At 70.1% G+C, this 17,658-nt stretch carries 16 protein-coding genes and 1 pseudogene; 10 read left to right on the forward strand and 7 right to left on the reverse strand.

Going from position 1 to position 17,658, the window contains the following annotated elements:
* Positions 1-114 precede the first annotated feature (114 nt).
* A complete protein-coding gene (locus ACWEOE_RS23825; RefSeq protein ID WP_452012624.1) occupies positions 115-1,008 on the forward strand; it encodes an aminoglycoside phosphotransferase family protein in 894 nt (297 codons plus the stop codon).
* A 47-nt stretch (positions 1,009-1,055) separates the two neighbouring features.
* On the opposite strand, the gene ACWEOE_RS23830 is transcribed toward ACWEOE_RS23825, so the two are convergent.
* From ACWEOE_RS23830 to ACWEOE_RS23850, 5 genes are read right to left on the reverse strand one after another with little or no spacing between them, the layout of a single operon-like run.
* The gene (locus ACWEOE_RS23830; RefSeq protein ID WP_452012625.1) at positions 1,056-2,795 is read right to left on the reverse strand and encodes a glycosyltransferase; all 1,740 of its coding nucleotides are present in this window, start codon (positions 2,793-2,795) and stop codon (positions 1,056-1,058) included.
* Complete coding sequence (locus tag ACWEOE_RS23835) at positions 2,792-3,868, reverse strand: glycosyl hydrolase family 18 protein (protein WP_452012626.1); 1,077 nt, start codon at positions 3,866-3,868, stop codon at positions 2,792-2,794. Before ACWEOE_RS23835 ends, ACWEOE_RS23830 begins: the two co-directional genes overlap by 4 nt.
* Entirely contained in the window at positions 3,865-4,848 is a 984-nt protein-coding gene (locus tag ACWEOE_RS23840) for an NAD-dependent epimerase/dehydratase family protein (protein WP_452012628.1), read from the reverse strand. The genes ACWEOE_RS23835 and ACWEOE_RS23840 overlap by 4 nt, the downstream gene beginning before the upstream one ends.
* 28 nt (positions 4,849-4,876) lie before the next feature.
* Entirely contained in the window at positions 4,877-6,160 is a 1,284-nt protein-coding gene (locus ACWEOE_RS23845; RefSeq protein ID WP_452012629.1) for a nucleotide sugar dehydrogenase, read from the reverse strand.
* A gap of 5 nt (positions 6,161-6,165) precedes the next feature.
* The gene (locus ACWEOE_RS23850; protein WP_452012630.1) at positions 6,166-6,858 is read right to left on the reverse strand and encodes a LuxR C-terminal-related transcriptional regulator; all 693 of its coding nucleotides are present in this window, start codon (positions 6,856-6,858) and stop codon (positions 6,166-6,168) included.
* Positions 6,859-7,037: 179 nt separating this feature from the next.
* Here ACWEOE_RS23850 and ACWEOE_RS23855 point away from each other — a divergent pair, with 179 nt between their 5' ends.
* The 4 genes from ACWEOE_RS23855 (at position 7,038) to ACWEOE_RS23870 (ending at position 10,741) form a co-directional block, all read left to right on the forward strand.
* The gene (locus ACWEOE_RS23855) at positions 7,038-8,552 is read left to right on the forward strand and encodes a polysaccharide deacetylase family protein (protein WP_452012631.1); all 1,515 of its coding nucleotides are present in this window, start codon (positions 7,038-7,040) and stop codon (positions 8,550-8,552) included.
* A complete protein-coding gene (locus ACWEOE_RS23860) occupies positions 8,545-9,363 on the forward strand; it encodes a hypothetical protein (RefSeq protein WP_452012632.1) in 819 nt (272 codons plus the stop codon). Before ACWEOE_RS23855 ends, ACWEOE_RS23860 begins: the two co-directional genes overlap by 8 nt.
* Positions 9,364-9,464: 101 nt before the next feature.
* Complete coding sequence (locus tag ACWEOE_RS23865; protein ID WP_452012633.1) at positions 9,465-10,097, forward strand: sensor histidine kinase; 633 nt, start codon at positions 9,465-9,467, stop codon at positions 10,095-10,097.
* Positions 10,094-10,741 (forward strand): response regulator transcription factor, encoded by a 648-nt coding sequence (locus ACWEOE_RS23870; protein ID WP_452012634.1) that lies wholly within the window; start codon positions 10,094-10,096, stop codon positions 10,739-10,741. The genes ACWEOE_RS23865 and ACWEOE_RS23870 overlap by 4 nt, the downstream gene beginning before the upstream one ends.
* Positions 10,742-10,759: 18 nt before the next feature.
* Here ACWEOE_RS23870 and ACWEOE_RS23875 read toward each other — a convergent pair.
* Positions 10,760-11,387: pseudogene (locus ACWEOE_RS23875) on the reverse strand (ABC transporter ATP-binding protein).
* Between the two features lie 68 nt (positions 11,388-11,455).
* Between ACWEOE_RS23875 and ACWEOE_RS23880 the strand changes: the two are divergent.
* Positions 11,456-12,013 carry a TetR/AcrR family transcriptional regulator gene (locus ACWEOE_RS23880; protein WP_452012635.1) on the forward strand — a complete coding sequence of 186 codons (558 nt, stop codon included), beginning with the start codon at positions 11,456-11,458 and terminating at the stop codon, positions 12,011-12,013.
* A gap of 238 nt (positions 12,014-12,251) precedes the next feature.
* A complete protein-coding gene (locus ACWEOE_RS23885; RefSeq protein ID WP_452012637.1) occupies positions 12,252-13,082 on the forward strand; it encodes an alpha/beta fold hydrolase in 831 nt (276 codons plus the stop codon).
* A gap of 48 nt (positions 13,083-13,130) precedes the next feature.
* Here ACWEOE_RS23885 and ACWEOE_RS23890 read toward each other — a convergent pair whose 3' ends face one another.
* Positions 13,131-13,727 (reverse strand): TetR/AcrR family transcriptional regulator, encoded by a 597-nt coding sequence (locus tag ACWEOE_RS23890; RefSeq protein ID WP_452012639.1) that lies wholly within the window; start codon positions 13,725-13,727, stop codon positions 13,131-13,133.
* Between the two features lie 129 nt (positions 13,728-13,856).
* On the opposite strand from ACWEOE_RS23890, the gene ACWEOE_RS23895 reads away from it, so the two are divergent.
* The 3 genes from ACWEOE_RS23895 to ACWEOE_RS23905 are packed head-to-tail and all read left to right on the forward strand — an operon-like array spanning position 13,857 to position 17,553.
* A complete protein-coding gene (locus ACWEOE_RS23895; RefSeq protein WP_452012640.1) occupies positions 13,857-14,597 on the forward strand; it encodes an SDR family NAD(P)-dependent oxidoreductase in 741 nt (246 codons plus the stop codon).
* Between the two features lie 39 nt (positions 14,598-14,636).
* Positions 14,637-16,103 (forward strand): class I adenylate-forming enzyme family protein, encoded by a 1,467-nt coding sequence (locus ACWEOE_RS23900; RefSeq protein WP_452012642.1) that lies wholly within the window; start codon positions 14,637-14,639, stop codon positions 16,101-16,103.
* Complete coding sequence (locus ACWEOE_RS23905) at positions 16,093-17,553, forward strand: flavin-containing monooxygenase (RefSeq protein WP_452012644.1); 1,461 nt, start codon at positions 16,093-16,095, stop codon at positions 17,551-17,553. The genes ACWEOE_RS23900 and ACWEOE_RS23905 overlap by 11 nt, the downstream gene beginning before the upstream one ends.
* The last annotated feature ends 105 nt before the right edge of the window (positions 17,554-17,658 follow it).

Raw genomic sequence — 17,658 nt, forward strand, 5'->3', positions numbered from 1 at the left:
GCGGCCGTGTGCTTGCCGGCTTGAGGAGGTGAGTGGAATTCGGTGGACAGCGATGACCCGGTGGTTTGGAGTTGAGGGCCACCGAGCGGGGGAGGCCTGTTGACTGCAGGGGATATGTCGTCCGACGAAGTGACGATCACGGTGGAAGTGGTGCGGCGGCTGGTAGCCGGGCAATTTCCGCAGTGGGCGGAGCTTCCGGTGGCACCGGTGCCGTCACCGGGTGTCGACAACGCCACTTATCGGCTGGGCGACACGATGTCCGTGCGGCTGCCGCGGTTCGCGCGGTGGGAAGGGCAGGTGGTGAGGGAGCAGCGTTGGTTGCCGTGGCTGGGGCCGCGTCTGCCGCTGACGGTTCCGGTGCCGTTGGCGCAGGGCGAGGCGACGGGGGAGTACCCGTTTCCGTGGTCGGTCTACCGGTGGCTCGACGGGCGGCGGCCCGAGCCTGGGCAGCTGTCGGACCTTGGTGCGGCGGCTGCGGACCTCGCGCAGTTCTTCCTTGCGCTGCAGGCGATCGACACGGCGGGTGGACCGCCACCGGAGTGGAGCAACGGGTTCAGGGGTGTCGGGATGGGTGACGGGCGTGACTCGGCTGTGGTGGAGTCGCGGGTGCGCCCGTGGCTAGCCTCGCTGGAGGGGCGCATCGATACGGCCGCTGCGACGGCGGTGTTCGATGCGGCGCTGGCGGCGCCGGCGTGGGGCCGCGCGCCGGTGTGGGTGCATGGAGATCCCGCGCCGGGCAACCTGCTCGCTCGTGACGGTCACCTCACGGCGGTCATCGACTTCGGCACCGTGGCGATCGGTGACCCGGCGGTCGACCTGATCGTGGCGTGGACCCTGCTCGATGGCCCGTCCCGGGAGGTGTTTCGTACCAAGCTCGCCGTCGACGATGCCACGTGGACGCGTGGTCGTGCGTGGGCCCTGACGGCGCTTCTGCCCGATCCGAACCGCGCGGCTGTCAACGGAAACACGGCGCGGCTGGACGCGCTGTTTGCCGATCTGCGGCAGTGAGGTTGGACCTCGCCCGCGAGAGTGGTGAAGCCGGCCGGGCGGTGGGCTCAGCTGACCTTTTCCCGAGGGAACGGGTCGGGGGGAAATTCCGGGGGCCAGTCGGGTGGCCAGGCTGCTTCGGTGTCGGGAGTGGTGGAGGCGGTTGGCGGCGAGGGCGGTGTCGGATTGGGGGAGTGGGGCTGGAGGGGAACGTCGCGAGGGAAGGGGGATGGAAGAACGCGGCTGCCTGCGCTGGAAGCACCGCTTGCAGGTTCCGCGGTCGGAGTGGCTGTCGCGGCGGCGGCCACGGGCGTGGCTGAACCCGCGGCGGCGGCAGCGGGGGTCGAGGGCGTGGCTGTCGCGGTGGCGGCAGCGGGGGTCGAGGGGGTGGCCGAAGCTGCGGTCGAGCCCGTGGTGAGGGGCGTGAGGGCGGCCGAAGGAACAGGTCCAGCAGTCACTGCCGCGTCTGCCGCGCGGCGCGTGGGGCTGGTCCAGAGGCCCGAGGAGCGAACGCGGAAGGCACTGGGAAGGGTCCAGAGGGCTACGCAAGCGTCGATGCAGCGGAGGGGGAGATAGAGGGGCGCCATGAGGAGGTAGCGGGCGCGGCGTTCGATGATGGTGACGATGAGGGTCAGGAGAAGATCAGGAACGAGCATGCCGAAGGCGATGGTGGGGAGGTTGACGTAGTGGCCGATGGCGAGGGTGACGTCGCCGGCGATGGGGACGGAGAAGAAGCCCGGGATGAGGGCGAGTAGGAGCAGCAGGGTCATCAGGGGCAGCAGGGCCATGAAGAGGCTGGCGAGTACGAGCTCCACGACGTACAGCGCGAGCATGCCGCTGAACAGGTCCGCGCGAGGGCGGTAGCGGCTGACGGTCTGCCAGAAGCCGAGGGCCCAGCGGCGGGTCTGGCGGATGTAGTCGCGGAAGGAGTCCGGGTCCTGGGTGACGGCGATGGCGCGGAGGGAGAAGCCGACCTTGCCGAGGCGTTTGCGGTAGATCTCGAAGGTCATGTTGAAGTCCTCGATGACCAAGCCCGGTGGGTTGATGTCGATGAGGGGCAGGGTCTTGGCGCGGTACAGGCTGGCGAAGCCGGGGACGATTAGGGCGGCGTTGGTGCGGTGCCACGTCTGGCCGAACTTGAGGAGGCGTTGCAGCAGCGCGTAGATGCGGGAGCGGTGCGCCGTGAAGAGGAAGGGGAGAAAGCCGCGGCGGGCGGTGGTCCAGTCGGTGGCGGCGCAGCCGGCGACGGCGACCACGGAGGGGTCGTCGAATTCCGGGAGGGCGGCGTCGAAGTAGCCCGGGTCGAGGCGGGTGTCGGCGTCGAGCAGGAGTACTGCGTCGAAGCGGGTGGCGAGGGCGAAGTGGGCCACGCCGGCCTGGAGGGCGCCGGCCTTGCCGACGTTGGTGGGGGTTTCGGTGACGTTCACGCCGGCGGCGAGGGCGAGCTCGACCGTGCGGTCGGTGGAGCCGTCGGAGACGACGTGGACGTTGGCGGCCGGGACCAGGCGGGTGATGGCGGCCAGGGAGTCGGCGATCACGACCTCTTCGTTGTGCGCGGCCATGAGTACGGCGACCCGGGAGAGGTCGACGTGAGCGGACTTCGGTCGGGGCAGCGGTAACGGCCCAGGGACCGGTGACGGGCGCGGTACGGGTGAGGGGCGTGGCAACACCCGCGACCCGGGCCGAGCCGGTGTCGAAGACCCACGCGACCGTGCGCGGTTCTCGATCGCACGGGCCAGGCCGGCCGTGCCCCACACCGTGAAGTTCACCCCGAAGACAAAAATCACCAGCAGCCACAGGGGAATCATCGTGCCTCCGCGCGAGTCCAGTAGGTGTCGAGTTTCGACCAGACGAGGTCGTCTTCCGTGCCGAAGAGCCAGAGGAACACGCCGCCGATCGCGAAGTGGCGGGCGTGGGCGAACTTGATCGAGGCGCTGTACGCGTTTTCGAACCACACATCGTGGCGTTGTCCGGAAGCGTCGGTGTAGGAGAAGTGGGGTGATTCGCTGAAGCCGTCCCACTCGACCTGCACGCCGAACTCCCGCGAGCGGCCGTACGCCTGCACCCACGTGACCGGGACGGCGTTGTGTCCCACCCAGTCGTAGCCGTACATCGGCACGCCGAGCACGAGCTTCGACCGCGGGATCTGCGACGTGGCGTACGTCAGCACGTCGCGGACCCACCCCTCGGGCGCGATCGGGCCGGGAGCGGAGGTCTGCCAGTGGTAGTCGTACGCCATGAGGCGCACCTGGTCGGCCGCGCGGCCCAGGGCGGCGTAGTCCTGGGCGCGGTTGCGTTCGTCGTAGCCGGCGTCCATCGTCTTCGCGAAGACGTCGACCGACAGCCGTTTCCCGCTGGCGTGCAAGGACTCCGCCAATCGGGAGATGAACGCCGTGAAGACGGCGCGGTCCGTCGAGCGCAGTTCCTCGTAGTCGATGTCGACGCCCGCGAAATCACCCTGCACCACGAGGGCCACGATGTCGGCGATGTGGCGAGCGGTCGCTGCGGGATCGTGCAGGATGCGCTGCACGATCTGCGGGTGCCAGCGTCCCTCGGTGACATTGGCGATGGTCGGGGTGATGTCGACGCCCGACGAACGCAGGCGCGCGAGATCCTCGGTGCGCCGCGACTGCGCGACGAGCCGCCCCTGCGAGTCGAGGCCGTAGAGCCACGGCGACGCCTCGGTGACCTGTGACGTGTGCGCCTGCACCGTCGACGTGCCTTCGGCCAGGTTCCAGTAGGGGAGCGACGCGATCGTGTGCGGCGGCACGGCCGCGCGCGCTCCACCGTCTCGCAGCAACGTCAGCACGAGCAGCTCGCAGACGAGGAGCACGGCGACCCGGCCGCGGCGACGCGACCGGGTCGGCCGATGCGCTGTCAACCGGCGACGGCGGTCCGCAACTGCGCCCGCCGGTCGTCGATGACCGCGTCGATGGTCTCGCGCAGGCTGTGCACCGCGCGGAAACCGACCTGCTGCGCCGCGCGCGCACAGTTCGGCACGCGCCGCTGCATGTCCTCGTACCCAGCGCCGTACGCCTCCTGGTACGGGACGCGAATGATGGAGCTGTCCGACCCCGTCGCCGCGATCACCAGCGTGGCCAGCTCCTCGATGCTCACCTGCTCGGGGCTACCGAGGTTGTAGACGGTGCCGTGTGCCGACTCGTCGTCGAGCAGCGCGACGAGCGCGGGCACGACATCGAGGACGTGGCAGAAACACCGCGTCTGCCGGCCGGTGCCGAAAACCGTGAGCGGCTGCCCGGTCAGCGCCTGATCCACGAACCGCGGCACCACCATGCCGTAACGCCCGCGCTGCCGCGGCCCGACGGTGTTGAACAGCCGCACCAGCACCGTCCGCACGCCCAGCTCACTGCTGTAGAGGTAGGTGAACGTCTCGTCGAGCGCCTTCGCCTCGGCGTAGGACCACCGGTTCTTCAGCGGCGACCCGACCACGCGGTCGTCCTCCTCGCGAAGGCCGATCGTGGTGTTCTTGCCGTACACCTCGCTGGTCGAGGCCACCAGGATGCGGGCGTCGTGGCGCCGCGCCGCGTCGAGCACGACCTCGGTGCCCAGCAAGTTGGTGCGCAGGCTGTGGAGCGTCTTCTGCATGATCGTGAACACCCCGACGGCCGCGGCCAGGTGGTAGATCTGCTCGACCCCCTCCATGCACGACTCCACGGCGTCCGGATCGCACACGGACCCGCGCTCGATCCGCAGCCGCGGGTCGCCGGCGACGGCCGCGAGGTTCTGCGACGTGCCGGTGCTGAAGTCGTCGAGCACCACCACCTCGCGGTTCTCGCCGAGCAGCCGCTCGGTCAGGTGGGAGCCGATGAACCCCGCGCCGCCGGTCACCAAACACCGCATCAGTAAGCCCTTTCTCAGCCGGAAAAACTCAGACCAGTTCGCGGTGAGTGGCCGCGTCGAACGTGTAGGTGGCGTCGAGCACCAAGGGGCAGTGCTCGATCCAGTCGTAGGACTGTCCGGGGTGGACGGTGTGGATCAGCACGAGGTCGAAATCCGTGCCGTGCGGATCGGGGATGCTCTGGTACGACCGCCCGCCCAGGCGAAGCCCCGGGATGAGCGGGTCGTGGTAATCGACCTTCGCCCCGCCGGCCGCCAGCCGCTCGATGATCTCCAGCGCCGAGGACTCACGCAGGTCACGCACACCCGGCTTGTACGTCACGCCCACCACCACGATCCGCGCGCCCGCGACCCCACGTCCGGCGGCCGAAAGCGTGGCCGTGACGCGGTCGGCCACCTGGCCGGGCCGGTTCGCGATCGACGTCATCGCCTGGCTGATCAGGGGCGCGTTGCCGTGAGCCTCGCGCAGCTGCCACAGCAGGTAGTGCGGGTCGCAGGGAATGCAGTGCCCGCCGACGCCGGGGCCGGGGTAGAAGCTCATGAACCCGTACGGCTTCGTCGCCGCCGCGCGCGTCACCTCGATCGGGTCGAGGGCCAGCGTCGAGCAGATGCCGGCGAACTCGTTGGCCAGCGCGATGTTCACGGCGCGGAACGAGTTCTCGTACAGCTTCGTCAGCTCCGCCGCCTCGGCCGACGACACCTCGTGCACGAGCGGCGTCAACCTCGACAGCACCCGACGCGCGTTGCCGGTGCACGCCGCTGTGCAGCCGCCCACCACGCGTGGCGTGCCGAGCTGCGTGTGCTCGGGCACGCCCGGATCGATGCGCTCGGGGCTGAACGCCACGAACACGTCCTCACCGGCCACGAGACCTCTGTCCCGCAACGGTTCGACGAGCAGCTCCCGGGTGGTGCCGACGTAGCTGGTGGACGTGAGCACGAGCGTCTGTCCCGGCCGCGCGTGCTCGACGACGGCCCGGCACGCCGAGCGCAACGGATCCAGATCCGGTGTCAGGTAACGGTCGAGCGGCGTCGGGACGCAGACGATCACCGCGTCGGCCTCGGCCAGCCGCGCGGGGTCGCCCGTGAGGTCGAAGCGGTCGTCGCGGCGCGCCAGCTCCAGACGCGCGACATCGGCGTCGACGAGGTCGGGTTCACCGTCCAGGATCGTGGCGCGGCGGTCGGCGCTCGTGTCGAGACCCAGCACGCGAGCGCCGTCGGCGTGCAGGCCCAGCGCGGTCGGCAGGCCCACGTAGCCCATGCCGACGATGGCTACGCAAGCGAGGCTCTCGGCCTCGGTGAGGGGGGTTTCGGCCATGAGGGTCAAGGGAGTTCCCCTTTCCGTGCCGGCGCCTCGCCTTGGGGCTCGATGCCGGCAGCTCGGGCGATCTTGACGACTTCCAGTCCGCTGTGGACTTTCAACTTGCGGAACAGGTTGCGGGTGTGCGTGCGCACGGTGTTGCGGGAAAGCTGCAGGCGTGCCGCGATCTGGTCACTGCGGTCCCCGTCGACCATCGCCACCAGCACCTCGCGTTCACGCTCGCTCAGCACGTCGAGAGGGCCCGAAGCCGGTCGGCGGGGGGTGGCGCCGTCGCGGCGCAGCCGGTCGAACAGCACCGCCAGCAGCTCCGGCGGGTACCACGCGTGCCCGGCGCGGGCGTCCCGCACGCGGTCCAGCAGGTCTTCGAGCGAACTTTCCTTGGGGATCCAGGTGTCGATCCCCGCGTGGGCCGCGCTCACCGCGAGATCACGGTCCCGGCTCGCGGTGAGGGCGACGAAGCGGGCTCTCGGGGCCGCCTCACGCCAGGCGCCCACCCGTTCGCGCAAATCGGGGAGCGACTCGAGCTCCACGGTCACCACGTCCGGCTGCTGCGCGACGAGCGCGGAGCGCAGTGCCGGATCGGAGGTGGCGCGCGTGCCGACCACCCTGATCCAGGGAACCGCGGCGAGGCTTGACCTGAGCACGTCGGCCACCATGCGGTGATCCTCGATCAGGAACAGACGGGTGATGTCCACGCCGCACAGCAAACAGGCCGTGGATCGGGTTGTCCTCAGCCAGCTGTGCGAAAGACGGCTCATGCAGATGACGGAGATCCGGCATCTGCGGTAGGCAGGCTCGTCCCGCAGGGGGATCCGGCTCCCGGGTTTCGACCATACGGTCAGCTGAGGTATCCCCGATCATTTGGTGGCCACGCATGAAACGAACGCGGAAACACCGCAAGGCCCGCAAGGGATTCGACTTCCGCCGGGCCCGCAAACGGCTCGCGGTCTGCGCGGCCGCGCTGCTGTGCGTGCTGCCCGCGCTGGTGGTGGGCAGTTCCACCTCGGGTGCCTCGCCGGCGCGGCCGCTGGGCGTGGTACTCACCTTCGACGACGGCAATGCCGACCAGATGAGCGCGCTGCCGATCCTTCAGAAGTACAACATGAAGGGCACTTTCTACATCATCAGCGGGTCGGTCGGCGCCGCGAACTACCTGACGCAGGCCAACCTGAACACGATCAAGAACGCCGGGCACGAGATCGGCGGCCACACTGTGTCGCACCCGGACCTGACGACGGTGCCCGCGGACGAGGCCAAGCGCCAGATCTGCAACGACCGCGCGGCGCTGGCCGGCATGGGCTTCTCCGTCACGAGCTTCGCGTACCCGTACGCGTCGCTGAACACGGCGGTGAAGAACACGGCGAGGACATGCGGCTACAACAGCGCCCGTGGTCTGGGTGACCTGGCTTCGGCGCACGGGTGCGCCGGCTGTCCGCGCGCCGAGACGACCAAGCCCGCCGACGCGTACGAGCTGAAGGCCCTCGACCAGGACGACAACACCTGGACGCTGGCCGAGATGCAGAGCGCGGTCACCGCGGCCGAGCCCAACGGCGGTCTGCTCACCTTCACCTTCCACCACGTGTGCGACGGCACTGGCTGCGACGAGCTGTCGATCTCCACCACACGTCTCGACCAGTTCCTGTCGTGGCTGAACGCCCGCAAGAGCCTGGGCACGACGGTGAAGACGATGAACCAGGCCATCGGCGGCACGGTCAAGCCGATCGTGACCGCGCCGGCCTCGACGAACACCGGCCTCGTCAACACCTCGCTCGAAAGCTCGACGAGCGGCACCAACTTCCCCGACTGCTACATGCCGGGCGGCTACGGTGGCAACACACCGACGTGGACGCGAACCACGGACAAGCACACGGGCACGTACGCCCAAAAGCTCGACGTGGCCAACTACACCGACGGCGACGCGAAGCTGTTGCCGACGTTCGACCTCGGCTCCTGCACACCCAAGGTGACCGCGGGCAGCACGTACACCCTCGGGGTCTGGTACAAGTCCACGGCGATCACGCAGTTCGCGCTGTACTACCGCAATGCGCAGGGCTACTGGACTTACTGGACGGCAGGTCCCTGGCTCGCGGCGGCTCCGAACTGGACGCAGGGCACGTTCACCACGCCGCCGGCGCCCGCGGGCGCGGTCGGGATGAGCTTCGGCCTCGCGCTCATCGCCAACGGTTCCGTGACGACCGACGACTACTCGTTCGCCGCCGGTTCCGGTTCGGCCGCGGCGGCCGCCATCCAGGCGTCCACCACGAGCCCGCAACGGTTCAGCGTGACCAGCCGCAACTCGGTGAGGGCCGGCACGTTCGGCCGCAACGCGAAGCCGCTGGTCGGTGCCCAGCCCGGACAGGTCATCGCTCCTGTGGAGCCTGGTGACTGACGTCCGCCCGCCGTCGCTGCCCGGTCCTCGCCGGGCAGCGACCCGGATCAGGTACGCGGTGTGGGGTCTGGCGGCCGTGATGATCACCGCGTCCTGCACCGGCGCGCCCGTCCACTCCCCTGGGGCGGGCGCGCCGGCGGGTCCGCCGCCCTCGGGCTACCCGTGGCACACGGGAATCGTGGCGACGACCTTCTGGGTCGGCGAGATCTTCGACCCGAACGCCGAGGACGGCAGTCAGGTCCAGTCCGCCTACGACGACCGGTGGATGGAGCACTACGGCGGCTGCGACGGCGTGGTCAGGACGGGAAACTGCGAGACCGAACCGCGCACCGCGGCCAACGGATTCTTCCCCACACGCATGACTCCGCGGGAGAATCCGTTCTACCTCGACCTCCCCTTCGACGATGTGGGAGACGAGGTGGCCAATCGTCAACGGGCCACCGTGGTGCCGTGGGCGGGGGCCGAACCGTATTCCGCGCGGGTTTCGGATCCGAGCTACAGCCTGTTGAAAAATCGCTGGGTGCGCATCCGCCACGGCGGCAAGACCTGCTACGGGCAGATCCAGGACGCGGGTCCGGGCCGTTACGACGACGCGGAGTACGTGTTCGGCACGGACGACGCCCGGCCGGCGAATGATCGTTTCAACGGCGCGGGAATGGACGTCTCACCTGCACTGAACGGATGCCTGGGATTCACCGAGCTGAACGGGGAGAACGATCGGGTGGACTGGCAGTTCACCGACGACGCCGGGGTGCCGCCGGGGCCGTGGAAGATCTTGGTCACCACGAGCGGTGTCACGCACGAAAGCTGATTTCCGCCTTTTCCTCACCGGCCGGGTTATGCGCGAGTAACGCCCCCAAGATCGGGGACGACACCCCTCGGTCGGGGAAAGTAAAGGCGAGGGAAAAAGCCATGGAAACCGTGCCGGAACGCCGGTCGGCGACCGGGCGCCGCAGCGAAGATCGGACCGTTCAAGCTCTGTGGGGTGTGTTGCACGATCTCGGCCACGAGATCACGACGTTGGCCTACCTGGTCGAGTCGGAACTGAAGGACGTGGCCGGCGTGGAGCTGATCGGGGAGCAGGTCTCGCGGTTGCGCACGTTGGTCGCCCACGCGCTGGCCGCCGAGACGCACGCGGAGATCGTGCCGCTGCGCCCGTTGCTGGCGCAGCTGGTGAAGCTGGCCGACCGGGTCAGCGAGCCTTCGGTGGTGCTCGCGGACGGCGCGGCCGCGGCCGTCCGCGCGGACGGCACGGTGCTGTGGCGAATCCTGGCCAACGTGCTGGGCAACGCGGTCCGCGCCGCGGGGCCTGATGGTCACGTCCGCGTGGAGCTGACCGCGAACTCACCGGTCACCGTGTCGATCACGGACGACGGGCCGGGGTTCGGGCGCATCCCGCCTGGTACGGCGTCGCTCGGCCTGGTCACGGTCGCGCGCCTGGCCGAGGCGTCGGGGGCGCAGGCGCTGGTCGGCCCGGGTGAGCCGGAAGGTACGTGCGTGCGGATCGTCTTCCCCAGCCACCTGAGTGAAGGGGAGCACGAATGACGAGCATCGTCCTGGGTGACGACCACAAGGTTTTCCTCGAAGCGCTGGCCGGGTTGCTGGCGCGGCACGGGCTGAAGGTGGTGGGCACGGCCCGCACCTTGTCCGAGGTGGTGGACCTGGTGCGTGAGACCCGCCCGGACGTCTGCCTGCTCGACCGCAACTTCGGCGCCGGCCCGGTGGAGGACGGCGTCGCGGCCACGCTCGCGGCGAGCCCCGGCACGAAGGTCATCATGCTCACCGCCAGCCCCGGCAACGGCGCGGTGGCCGACGCCCTGCGCTCCGGCGCGGCCGGCTACGTGCACAAGACTTGCGGGATCGAGCAGCTGATCACCGCCATCGACCGCGTGATCGCGGGGGAAACCCTCGTCGACGTCCCCGCGCGCACCACCGCTCCCACCGCGGACCGCTCCCGCGACGTCGACTTGAGAGAACGCTTTCTCACCGGCCGCGAACGCCAGTGCCTGGCCATGCTCATCGACGGCGACACGACCGAAACGATGGCCCGCCGGCTGGGGGTCTCCACCGCCACGGTGCGCAGTCACGTGCAGGGGGTGCTGGTGAAGCTCGGGGTCCATTCGCGGCTGGAGGCCGCCGCGCTCGCGGTGCGGCACGCGTTGGTGCCGGCGGCGTCCGGGCTCGGCTGAGTCCTTTGTGGGGGACGGTCAGCCCTTGTAGGTGGTGAGGACCTCCGGCAGTGAGCCGTGCAGGCGGATCCGGCCTTCGTCCATCCACACGGCGGTGGTGCACAGGTCTCGCAGCAGCTCGTCGGCGTGCGATGCGAACACCAGAATCCCGGAGCGCCGCACGAGGTCGATCAGCCGGGCGCGGGCCTTCGCGAGGAATGCCGCGTCGACCGTGCCGAGGCCTTCGTCGAGGATGAGGATCTCGGGGTCGATGGTGGTCACCACGCCGAGCGCGAGCCGCACGCGCATGCCGGCCGAGTAGGTGCGCAGGGGAAGGTCGAGGTAGGCGCCGAGTTCGGTGAACTCGGCGATGTCCTCGATCCGCCTCTCCATCTGCCGGCGGGACATGCCGAGGAACAGGCCGCGGATGAAGATGTTCTCGCGGCCCGAGACCTCCGGGTCCAGACCTACGCCGAGGTCGAACACCGGCGCGATCCTGCCGACGACCCGGGTGGAGCCCCGGGTCGGCTCGTAGATGCCCGAGAGCATGCGCAGCAGGGTGGACTTACCGGCGCCGTTGTGCCCGACGGGGTGAGCCGATCGCCGTCGTCTTGGCGTCGAAGACCGGGAAGTCGACGTGCGCGCCGTGCACCTCGATGCTCACCAACGCCGTGGGCCCGCTCCGCCGGCTTCCGTCCGCCCCGGCAAGCACGCAGCCGGGAGTCGCTGCAGAAGGTGCTCGATGCCGCCGGCGCTGTGCTGGCCGAGGGTGGGATCGCGGAGTTCACCGTCGGCGCGGTCGCCGAGCGGGCGGGTGTGTCGGTGGGGACGATCTACCTGCGGTTCTCCGGCAAGGATCAGCTGCTGCTCGCGGTGAAAGATCAGCTGCTCGGGCGGCTGGAGAGTGGCGTCGGCGAGGGGTTGGGGGCGTCCGGGGCCGGGTTGCGGGCGGTGGTCGGTGCGTTCGTCGCCGCGCTGGCGCGGACGTTCGCGCGGCACGGCCGGATCTTCCCGGAGCTCCTCGACGCCCAGCGGGCCGAGGGGCGTGACCGGGGCCTCGCGGCGCTGGCCGCGATCCAGCAGGCGTTCCTCGACGCCGTTGGTCCGAACCTCGGTGAAGTTCGCCGGCCGGACCCGTCGGCGGCGGTGCGGATGGCGGCGCGAACCGTGCTCGGCGCGGCGGTGCACCGGGCCGCGACCAGCGACTACTGGTCCGACGGCCTGTCCTGGGACGAGTGGGCCGCGGAGACGACCGAGGTCGCGCTGGCCTACTTGGCCTGGTCGGGGCGCTGAGCCCACTTCCGGGTGCCGGTCGGAAGGCATTCCTGGCGGTGCCCGATGGGCAGCCATCACGCCCGAACGAACCCTGGGCGTCTTCCGGCGCGAAGAGCTTGCTGGTCGAGTGGGTTGTGACCCGGTGGGACGGCAGGTCTCCCGCAGATGCTGAGACCTACGTCACGTAGCGAAATTAAGTTGTGTGCAACATAGTTGCGCACAAGCGAAGCCCCGAACTTCCTGAGGAGAGCAAGAGATGCGCACACGTACTCGTCTGGGCCGGATCGCCGCCGCGACCGTCGCGCTCGCCGCCGCCGCCGTGTTCGTGGCGGTGCCGTCGTCGGCCGCGCCGCAGCAGGCCGACCACCACGCTCCGGCCAAGGCGAAGCCGACGATCGTGCTGGTGCACGGCGCCTTCGCGGACGCGTCCAGCTGGAACGGCGAGATCGCGCGCCTCGAGCAGCGCGGTTACCAGGTGATCGCGCCGGCGAACCCGCTGCGTGGGGTCGCCTCCGACGCGGCCTACATCAAGGCCCTCGTGGACAGCGTTGACGGGCCCGTGGTGCTGGTCGGGCACTCCTACGGTGGCAACGTGATCAGCGAGGCCGCGTACAACGACCCCAAGGTGCAGGCCCTGGTCTACATCGCGGGTTACCTGCCCGACACCGGTGAGACCGGCCTCGGCCTCACGAGCAAGTTCCCGGGCAGCACGCTCGGGAACACGTTGCAGGAGGTCGCCCTCCCCGGTGGTGGTACCGACCTCTACGTGAAGCAGAACCTGTTCCCGAAGCAGTTCGCCCAGGACCTGCCGCTGTCGCAGGCGAAGCTGATGGCCGCCGAGCAGCGGCCGGTCACCATGGCCGCGCTGGCCGAGGCCTCGACCGCCCCGGCGTGGAAGCAGAAGCCGGTGTGGAGCCTGATCCCGACCGGTGACCACAACATCCCGCCGGCCGCGCAGGAGTGGATGGCCCAGCGCGCCCACGCCCACACCGTCGAGGTGAAGGGTGCCTCGCACGCGGTGCTGGTTTCCCGGCCCGACAAGGTCACCGACATCATCCTGAGCGCTGCCGTCGCGACCACGAAGTAAGTCCGCGCAAGCAGACAGCCCCGCCCGACCCCGTCGGCCGGGGCTTTTTCACGTCCCGAGCAGCCGCTGCACCAGTGCGGTGTACTGGGCGACGATCGCCTCGCGCGTCAACCGGCCCGCCGGTGCGAACCACTCGCGCACGCCGTTGAGCATGTCGAGCACCGCCATCGTGGTCACGGTGACGTCGTCGATCCGGAATTCGCCGGCCGCGGCACCCTCGGCGAGCACGTCGTGGAACGCGTCGTGGTACGCGGTCTGCAGCTTGATCCCCTCGGCCCGTTGCGCCGGGTCGAGCGCGTACCGGATGGGGTTGCCCACCAGCAGTTCCGGGCGCCGGTCGTCGCTCAGTTCGAGGTGCAGGCGCACGACCCGGCGCACGCGTTCGCCCGGCGGGAGCGCGGCGTCGCGCAGCACGGGCACGGTCGCGTCGACGAAATCGGTCATGAACCGCGACACGATCGCGTGCAGCACCTGCTGCTTGTTGGTGAAGTGGTGGTACATCGTCGACGACGAGATGCCCACGGCGTCGGCCAGGTCGCGGATCGAGGTGGCGCTGTAGCCGCGTTCGTGGAAGAGCTCACTGGCGCGTTCGAGGATCAGGTCCCGGAGCGCGGGCCCGTCGTCGAGTGATTTCTTCCTGGCCATGGCCCTCCTTCCGGTGAAGAGCGGGGGAGACGAACGTGCCGATCGTACGATCGACACGTTGACGCGGCGAACTCCACCTGGTTAGCCTTGGTGTCGATCAATCGATCGACACGGGACAAGGATCTCATGGTGGAACACGACTGGTCACCCCTGCCACGGCCGGGCACCCGCGCGGTGGTCACGGGCGCGGCCGGTGGTCTGGGGCAGGCGCTCGTCACCGCGTTGACGCAGGCGGGCGCCCGCGTGGTCGGCATCGACCGCGCCGCGGCCGGTCCCGAGCACCTGGTCGCCGACCTCACCGACGAGACCGCCGCCACCCAGGCCGTGGCCGAAGCGGCCGAGCGGCTCGGCGGGCTCGACGCAGTCGTCGGCGCGGCCGGGATCGTCGACACCGTCCACCGCGCGAGCCGGTTCCCGATCGGCGAGTTCCGGTCCGATGTGGACGCGAACCTCGTCGCCCAGTTCGTGCTGGCCCGCGCCTCCTACCCGGCGTTGAAGGAATCCGCCGGTTCGATCGTGTTTCTCTCGTCGGTCGCGGCGGAGGACGGCCTGCCCGGCCAGGCGGCGTACGCGGCGGCGAAGGCCGGCGTGCTCGGCCTCACCCGCTCGCTCGCCGCGGAGTGGGGCGGCGACGGCGTGCGCGTGAACGCCGTCGAGCCCGGTCTGTTCGCCACGCCCAAGGTGCTCGCGATGCCCGAATCGGCCCGCGAGCGGCTGCTCGCCGGCGTGCCGATGGGCCGGGTCGCGACGCTGGGCGAGGTCGTCGGCTCGGTCCTCTACCTGCTGTCCCCGGCCGCGGGCTACACCACGGGCCAGGCGCTTCGCCTCGACGGCGGCGCCGGCCTCACCCGCGGCGGTTTCTACCGCTGAGCACCCCCCGAGCACCCCACGACAACACAGGAGACCCCCGTGTCGCCCAGAACCCTGCCCGAAATGCTGCTCGACATCGCCGACAGACACGACGAAACCGAAGCCCTCGTCGATGGCGACACCCGCATCTCCCACGCCGACATGGTGCGCCGTGCCGCCGTGGTCGCCACGCGGCTGCGGGAGCTCGGCGTCGAACCCGGCGACCGCGTCGCGATCCTGCTGCCCAACGGCTGGCGGTACGCGGTGAGCTACTTCGGCCTGCAGCTCGCCGGGGCCATCGGCGTGCTCGTGAACACGCGCTTCGCCCGCCCCGAGATCGAGCACGTGCTCACCGATTCCGGCGCGAAGCTGGTGATCACCGACCGCGACCTGCCCGGCGCCGTCGACGCCGGTGTGCTCACGGCCGACACCGGCGAAACCGCCGACGCCGCAGCGCTTCCGGGGCAGCAGCGCGAACCGGGCGACGTCGCACACCTGCTTTACACGTCCGGAACCACCGGCCGTCCCAAGGGCGCGATGCAGACGCACGCCAACCTCCTCTTCAACGCCGGCACCGTGCGCGAGCGCCTCGGCGCCGCCCCCGGCGAACGCACGCTCGTGGCCGCGCCGATGTTCCACGCCACCGCAATCGTGTCGCAGTTCATCGGCTTCCTCGCCAACGGCGCCTGCTGCGTGTTCACGCCCGCGTTCAAGGCGGAGACCACGGTGGCGCTCATAGCGTCCGAGCGCATCACGTTCTTCGCCGGTGTCGCGGCGATGCTGCGGCTGATCCTGCTGAAGGCGGAAGACGCGGGGGCGGACCTGTCGTCGCTGCGGCTGTTCGTGATGGGTGGCTCGCCGGTGCCCGAGCCGTTCCCGGCGCAGGTTCTGGAGCAGCTGCCGGATCTGGTCCTGGCCAATGTCTGGGGCCTCACCGAAGCGACGTCGATCGCCACCTACACCGAGGGTGAGGAGTACCTGAGCCACGCGTGGAGCGTCGGCCCGATCGTCGACGGCGTGGAGGTCGCGATCGCGCTGCCGGGTGAGCCGCCGCGTGATCTGCGCGACACCGTCGGGGAGCTGTGCCTGCGCGGCCCGTCGGTCGTCGCAGGGTACTGGGGCAACCCGCAGGCCACGGCGGAGACGTTCGTGGACGGCTGGCTGCACACCGGCGACGTCGGCTCGATCGACGGCGACGGGTTCGTCCGGGTGCTCGACCGGCTCAAGGACATGATCATCCGCGGTGGCGAGAACATCTACAGCCTCGAGGTCGAAAGCGCGCTCGCGCAGCACCCCGACGTGGCCGAGGTCGCCGTGGTGGGGGTGCCCGACCCGATCTTCGACGAGCGCGTGCGCGCGGTCATCGTGCCGCGGCCCGGGACCACGCCGACCGAGGAAAGCCTGCGGGCGCACGCGGTGCAGCTGCTGGCCGACTTCAAGGTGCCCGTGGAGTGGCGGTTCGTCACGGAGCTGCCGCGCAACCCGTCGGGCAAGGTCCTCAAGCGGGAGCTCGCCGATGCCGGCTGAAGTCGTCGACGTCGTGGTGATCGGCTCGGGCTTCAGCGGCCTCGGCGTCGCCGCGCGGCTGGACAAGGCCGGGTTCCGATCGTTCCGCGTGCTGGAGGCGGCCGACGACCTCGGCGGCACCTGGCGCGACAACACCTACCCCGGCTGCGGCTGCGACATCCCTTCGCCGCTGTACTCGTACTCGTTCGCACAGAAACCCGACTGGAGCAGGCTCTTCGCCCGGCAGCCGGAAATCCTGGAGTACCTGCGCGACGTCGCGCGCCGGCGCAAGCTGCTCGACCGGCTGCGCTTCGGGCAACGCGTCACGCGCGCCGCGTGGGACGAAAGCGCCGGCCGCTGGGACGTGACCACGGCGACGGGACAGACCTACCGCGCGCGGTTCGTGGTCTCGGCCGTCGGCCCGCTGCACTTCCCGTCGGTGCCGGAGCTGCCGGGCGTGGAGTCGTTCGGCGGCGAGGTGTTCCACTCCGCGCAGTGGCGCCACGACGTGAACCTGACCGGGAAGCGCGTGGCCGTGATCGGCACGGGCGCGAGCGCGATCCAGTTCGTGCCGGAGATCGTCGACCGGGTCGCCGCTCTGACGGTGTTCCAGCGCACGCCGCCGTGGATCGTGCCGAAGGCCGACCGCGCGTTCGACGCTCGGCACAAGTTCTGGGCGCGCTGGTTCCCGCCCTACCGCTGGTACGTGCGTGATCGCCTGTACTGGATCCATGAAAAGCGGGCGGTGGGGTTCGTCGCCGATCCCGCCGCGCTGGAGCAGACCGCCGGGCTCGCCCGGCGCCTGCTGCGCAAGCAGGTGGCCGACGAAGCACTGCGCGAGCGGCTCACCCCCGACTACACGATCGGCTGCAAACGCCTGCTCATCTCCAGCACCTGGTACCCGGCGCTGACGAAGCCGCACGTCGACGTGCGTTCCGGCGGAGTCGCGTCCGTGCGGCCCGGCGAGGTCGTGGGTGAAGACGGCGTGGCCGTGGCCGCCGACGTGATCATCTACGGCACGGGCTTCGAAACGCAGGAAACCATCCGGTTCGAGGTCGAGGGCCGCGACGGGCGCACGCTGGCCGACGCCTGGAGCAAGGGCAACGAGGCCTACCTCGGCACCACCGTCGCCGGGTTCCCCAATCTCTTCCTCATGGTCGGCCCCAACACGGCGCTCGGGCACAACTCCCAGGTGTTCATGATCGAGGCCCAGACATCCTACGTGGTCGACGCGCTGCGCCGCCTGCGGCGGGCCAAGGCGTTCGAGGTACGGGCCGAGGTGCAGGACGCGTTCAACGACTGGCTCGAATCGCGGATGGCCGCCACCGTGTGGCAGACGGGCGGGTGCCGCAGCTGGTACCAGGACCCGAAATCGGGGCGAAACACCGTGCTGTGGCCCGCGGGCACCGTCGAGTTCTGGCGGCGAACCCGGCGTTTCCGGCGGGCGGACTATGTGGTGACGCCGGCGTGAGAGAAAGTATTTGTCTCCGGGACGCGGGGTTCGGTAGCTTGATCCCGATCGCGACCCGGCTCGAGGAGGTGAGACCCATGTTCAGCAGTTCGATGTGGGTGCTCC

It is taken from the genome of Amycolatopsis sp. NPDC004368 (assembly GCF_053602515.1).

What these genes read in the sequence shown, in the direction of transcription:
- ACWEOE_RS23845 (WP_452012629.1), bottom strand. Translation starts at nt 6,160, where the DNA reads ATGGCCGAAACCCCCCTCACCGAGGCCGAGAGCCTCGCTTGCGTAGCC.
- ACWEOE_RS23905 (WP_452012644.1), top strand. Translation starts at nt 16,093, where the DNA reads ATGCCGGCTGAAGTCGTCGACGTCGTGGTGATCGGCTCGGGCTTCAGC.
- ACWEOE_RS23865 (WP_452012633.1), top strand. Translation starts at nt 9,465, where the DNA reads ATGGAAACCGTGCCGGAACGCCGGTCGGCGACCGGGCGCCGCAGCGAA.
- ACWEOE_RS23890 (WP_452012639.1), bottom strand. Translation starts at nt 13,727, where the DNA reads ATGGCCAGGAAGAAATCACTCGACGACGGGCCCGCGCTCCGGGACCTG.
- ACWEOE_RS23870 (WP_452012634.1), top strand. Translation starts at nt 10,094, where the DNA reads ATGACGAGCATCGTCCTGGGTGACGACCACAAGGTTTTCCTCGAAGCG.
- ACWEOE_RS23840 (WP_452012628.1), bottom strand. Translation starts at nt 4,848, where the DNA reads ATGCGGTGTTTGGTGACCGGCGGCGCGGGGTTCATCGGCTCCCACCTG.
- ACWEOE_RS23830 (WP_452012625.1), bottom strand. Translation starts at nt 2,795, where the DNA reads ATGATTCCCCTGTGGCTGCTGGTGATTTTTGTCTTCGGGGTGAACTTC.
- ACWEOE_RS23825 (WP_452012624.1), top strand. Translation starts at nt 115, where the DNA reads ATGTCGTCCGACGAAGTGACGATCACGGTGGAAGTGGTGCGGCGGCTG.
- ACWEOE_RS23885 (WP_452012637.1), top strand. Translation starts at nt 12,252, where the DNA reads ATGCGCACACGTACTCGTCTGGGCCGGATCGCCGCCGCGACCGTCGCG.
- ACWEOE_RS23855 (WP_452012631.1), top strand. Translation starts at nt 7,038, where the DNA reads ATGAAACGAACGCGGAAACACCGCAAGGCCCGCAAGGGATTCGACTTC.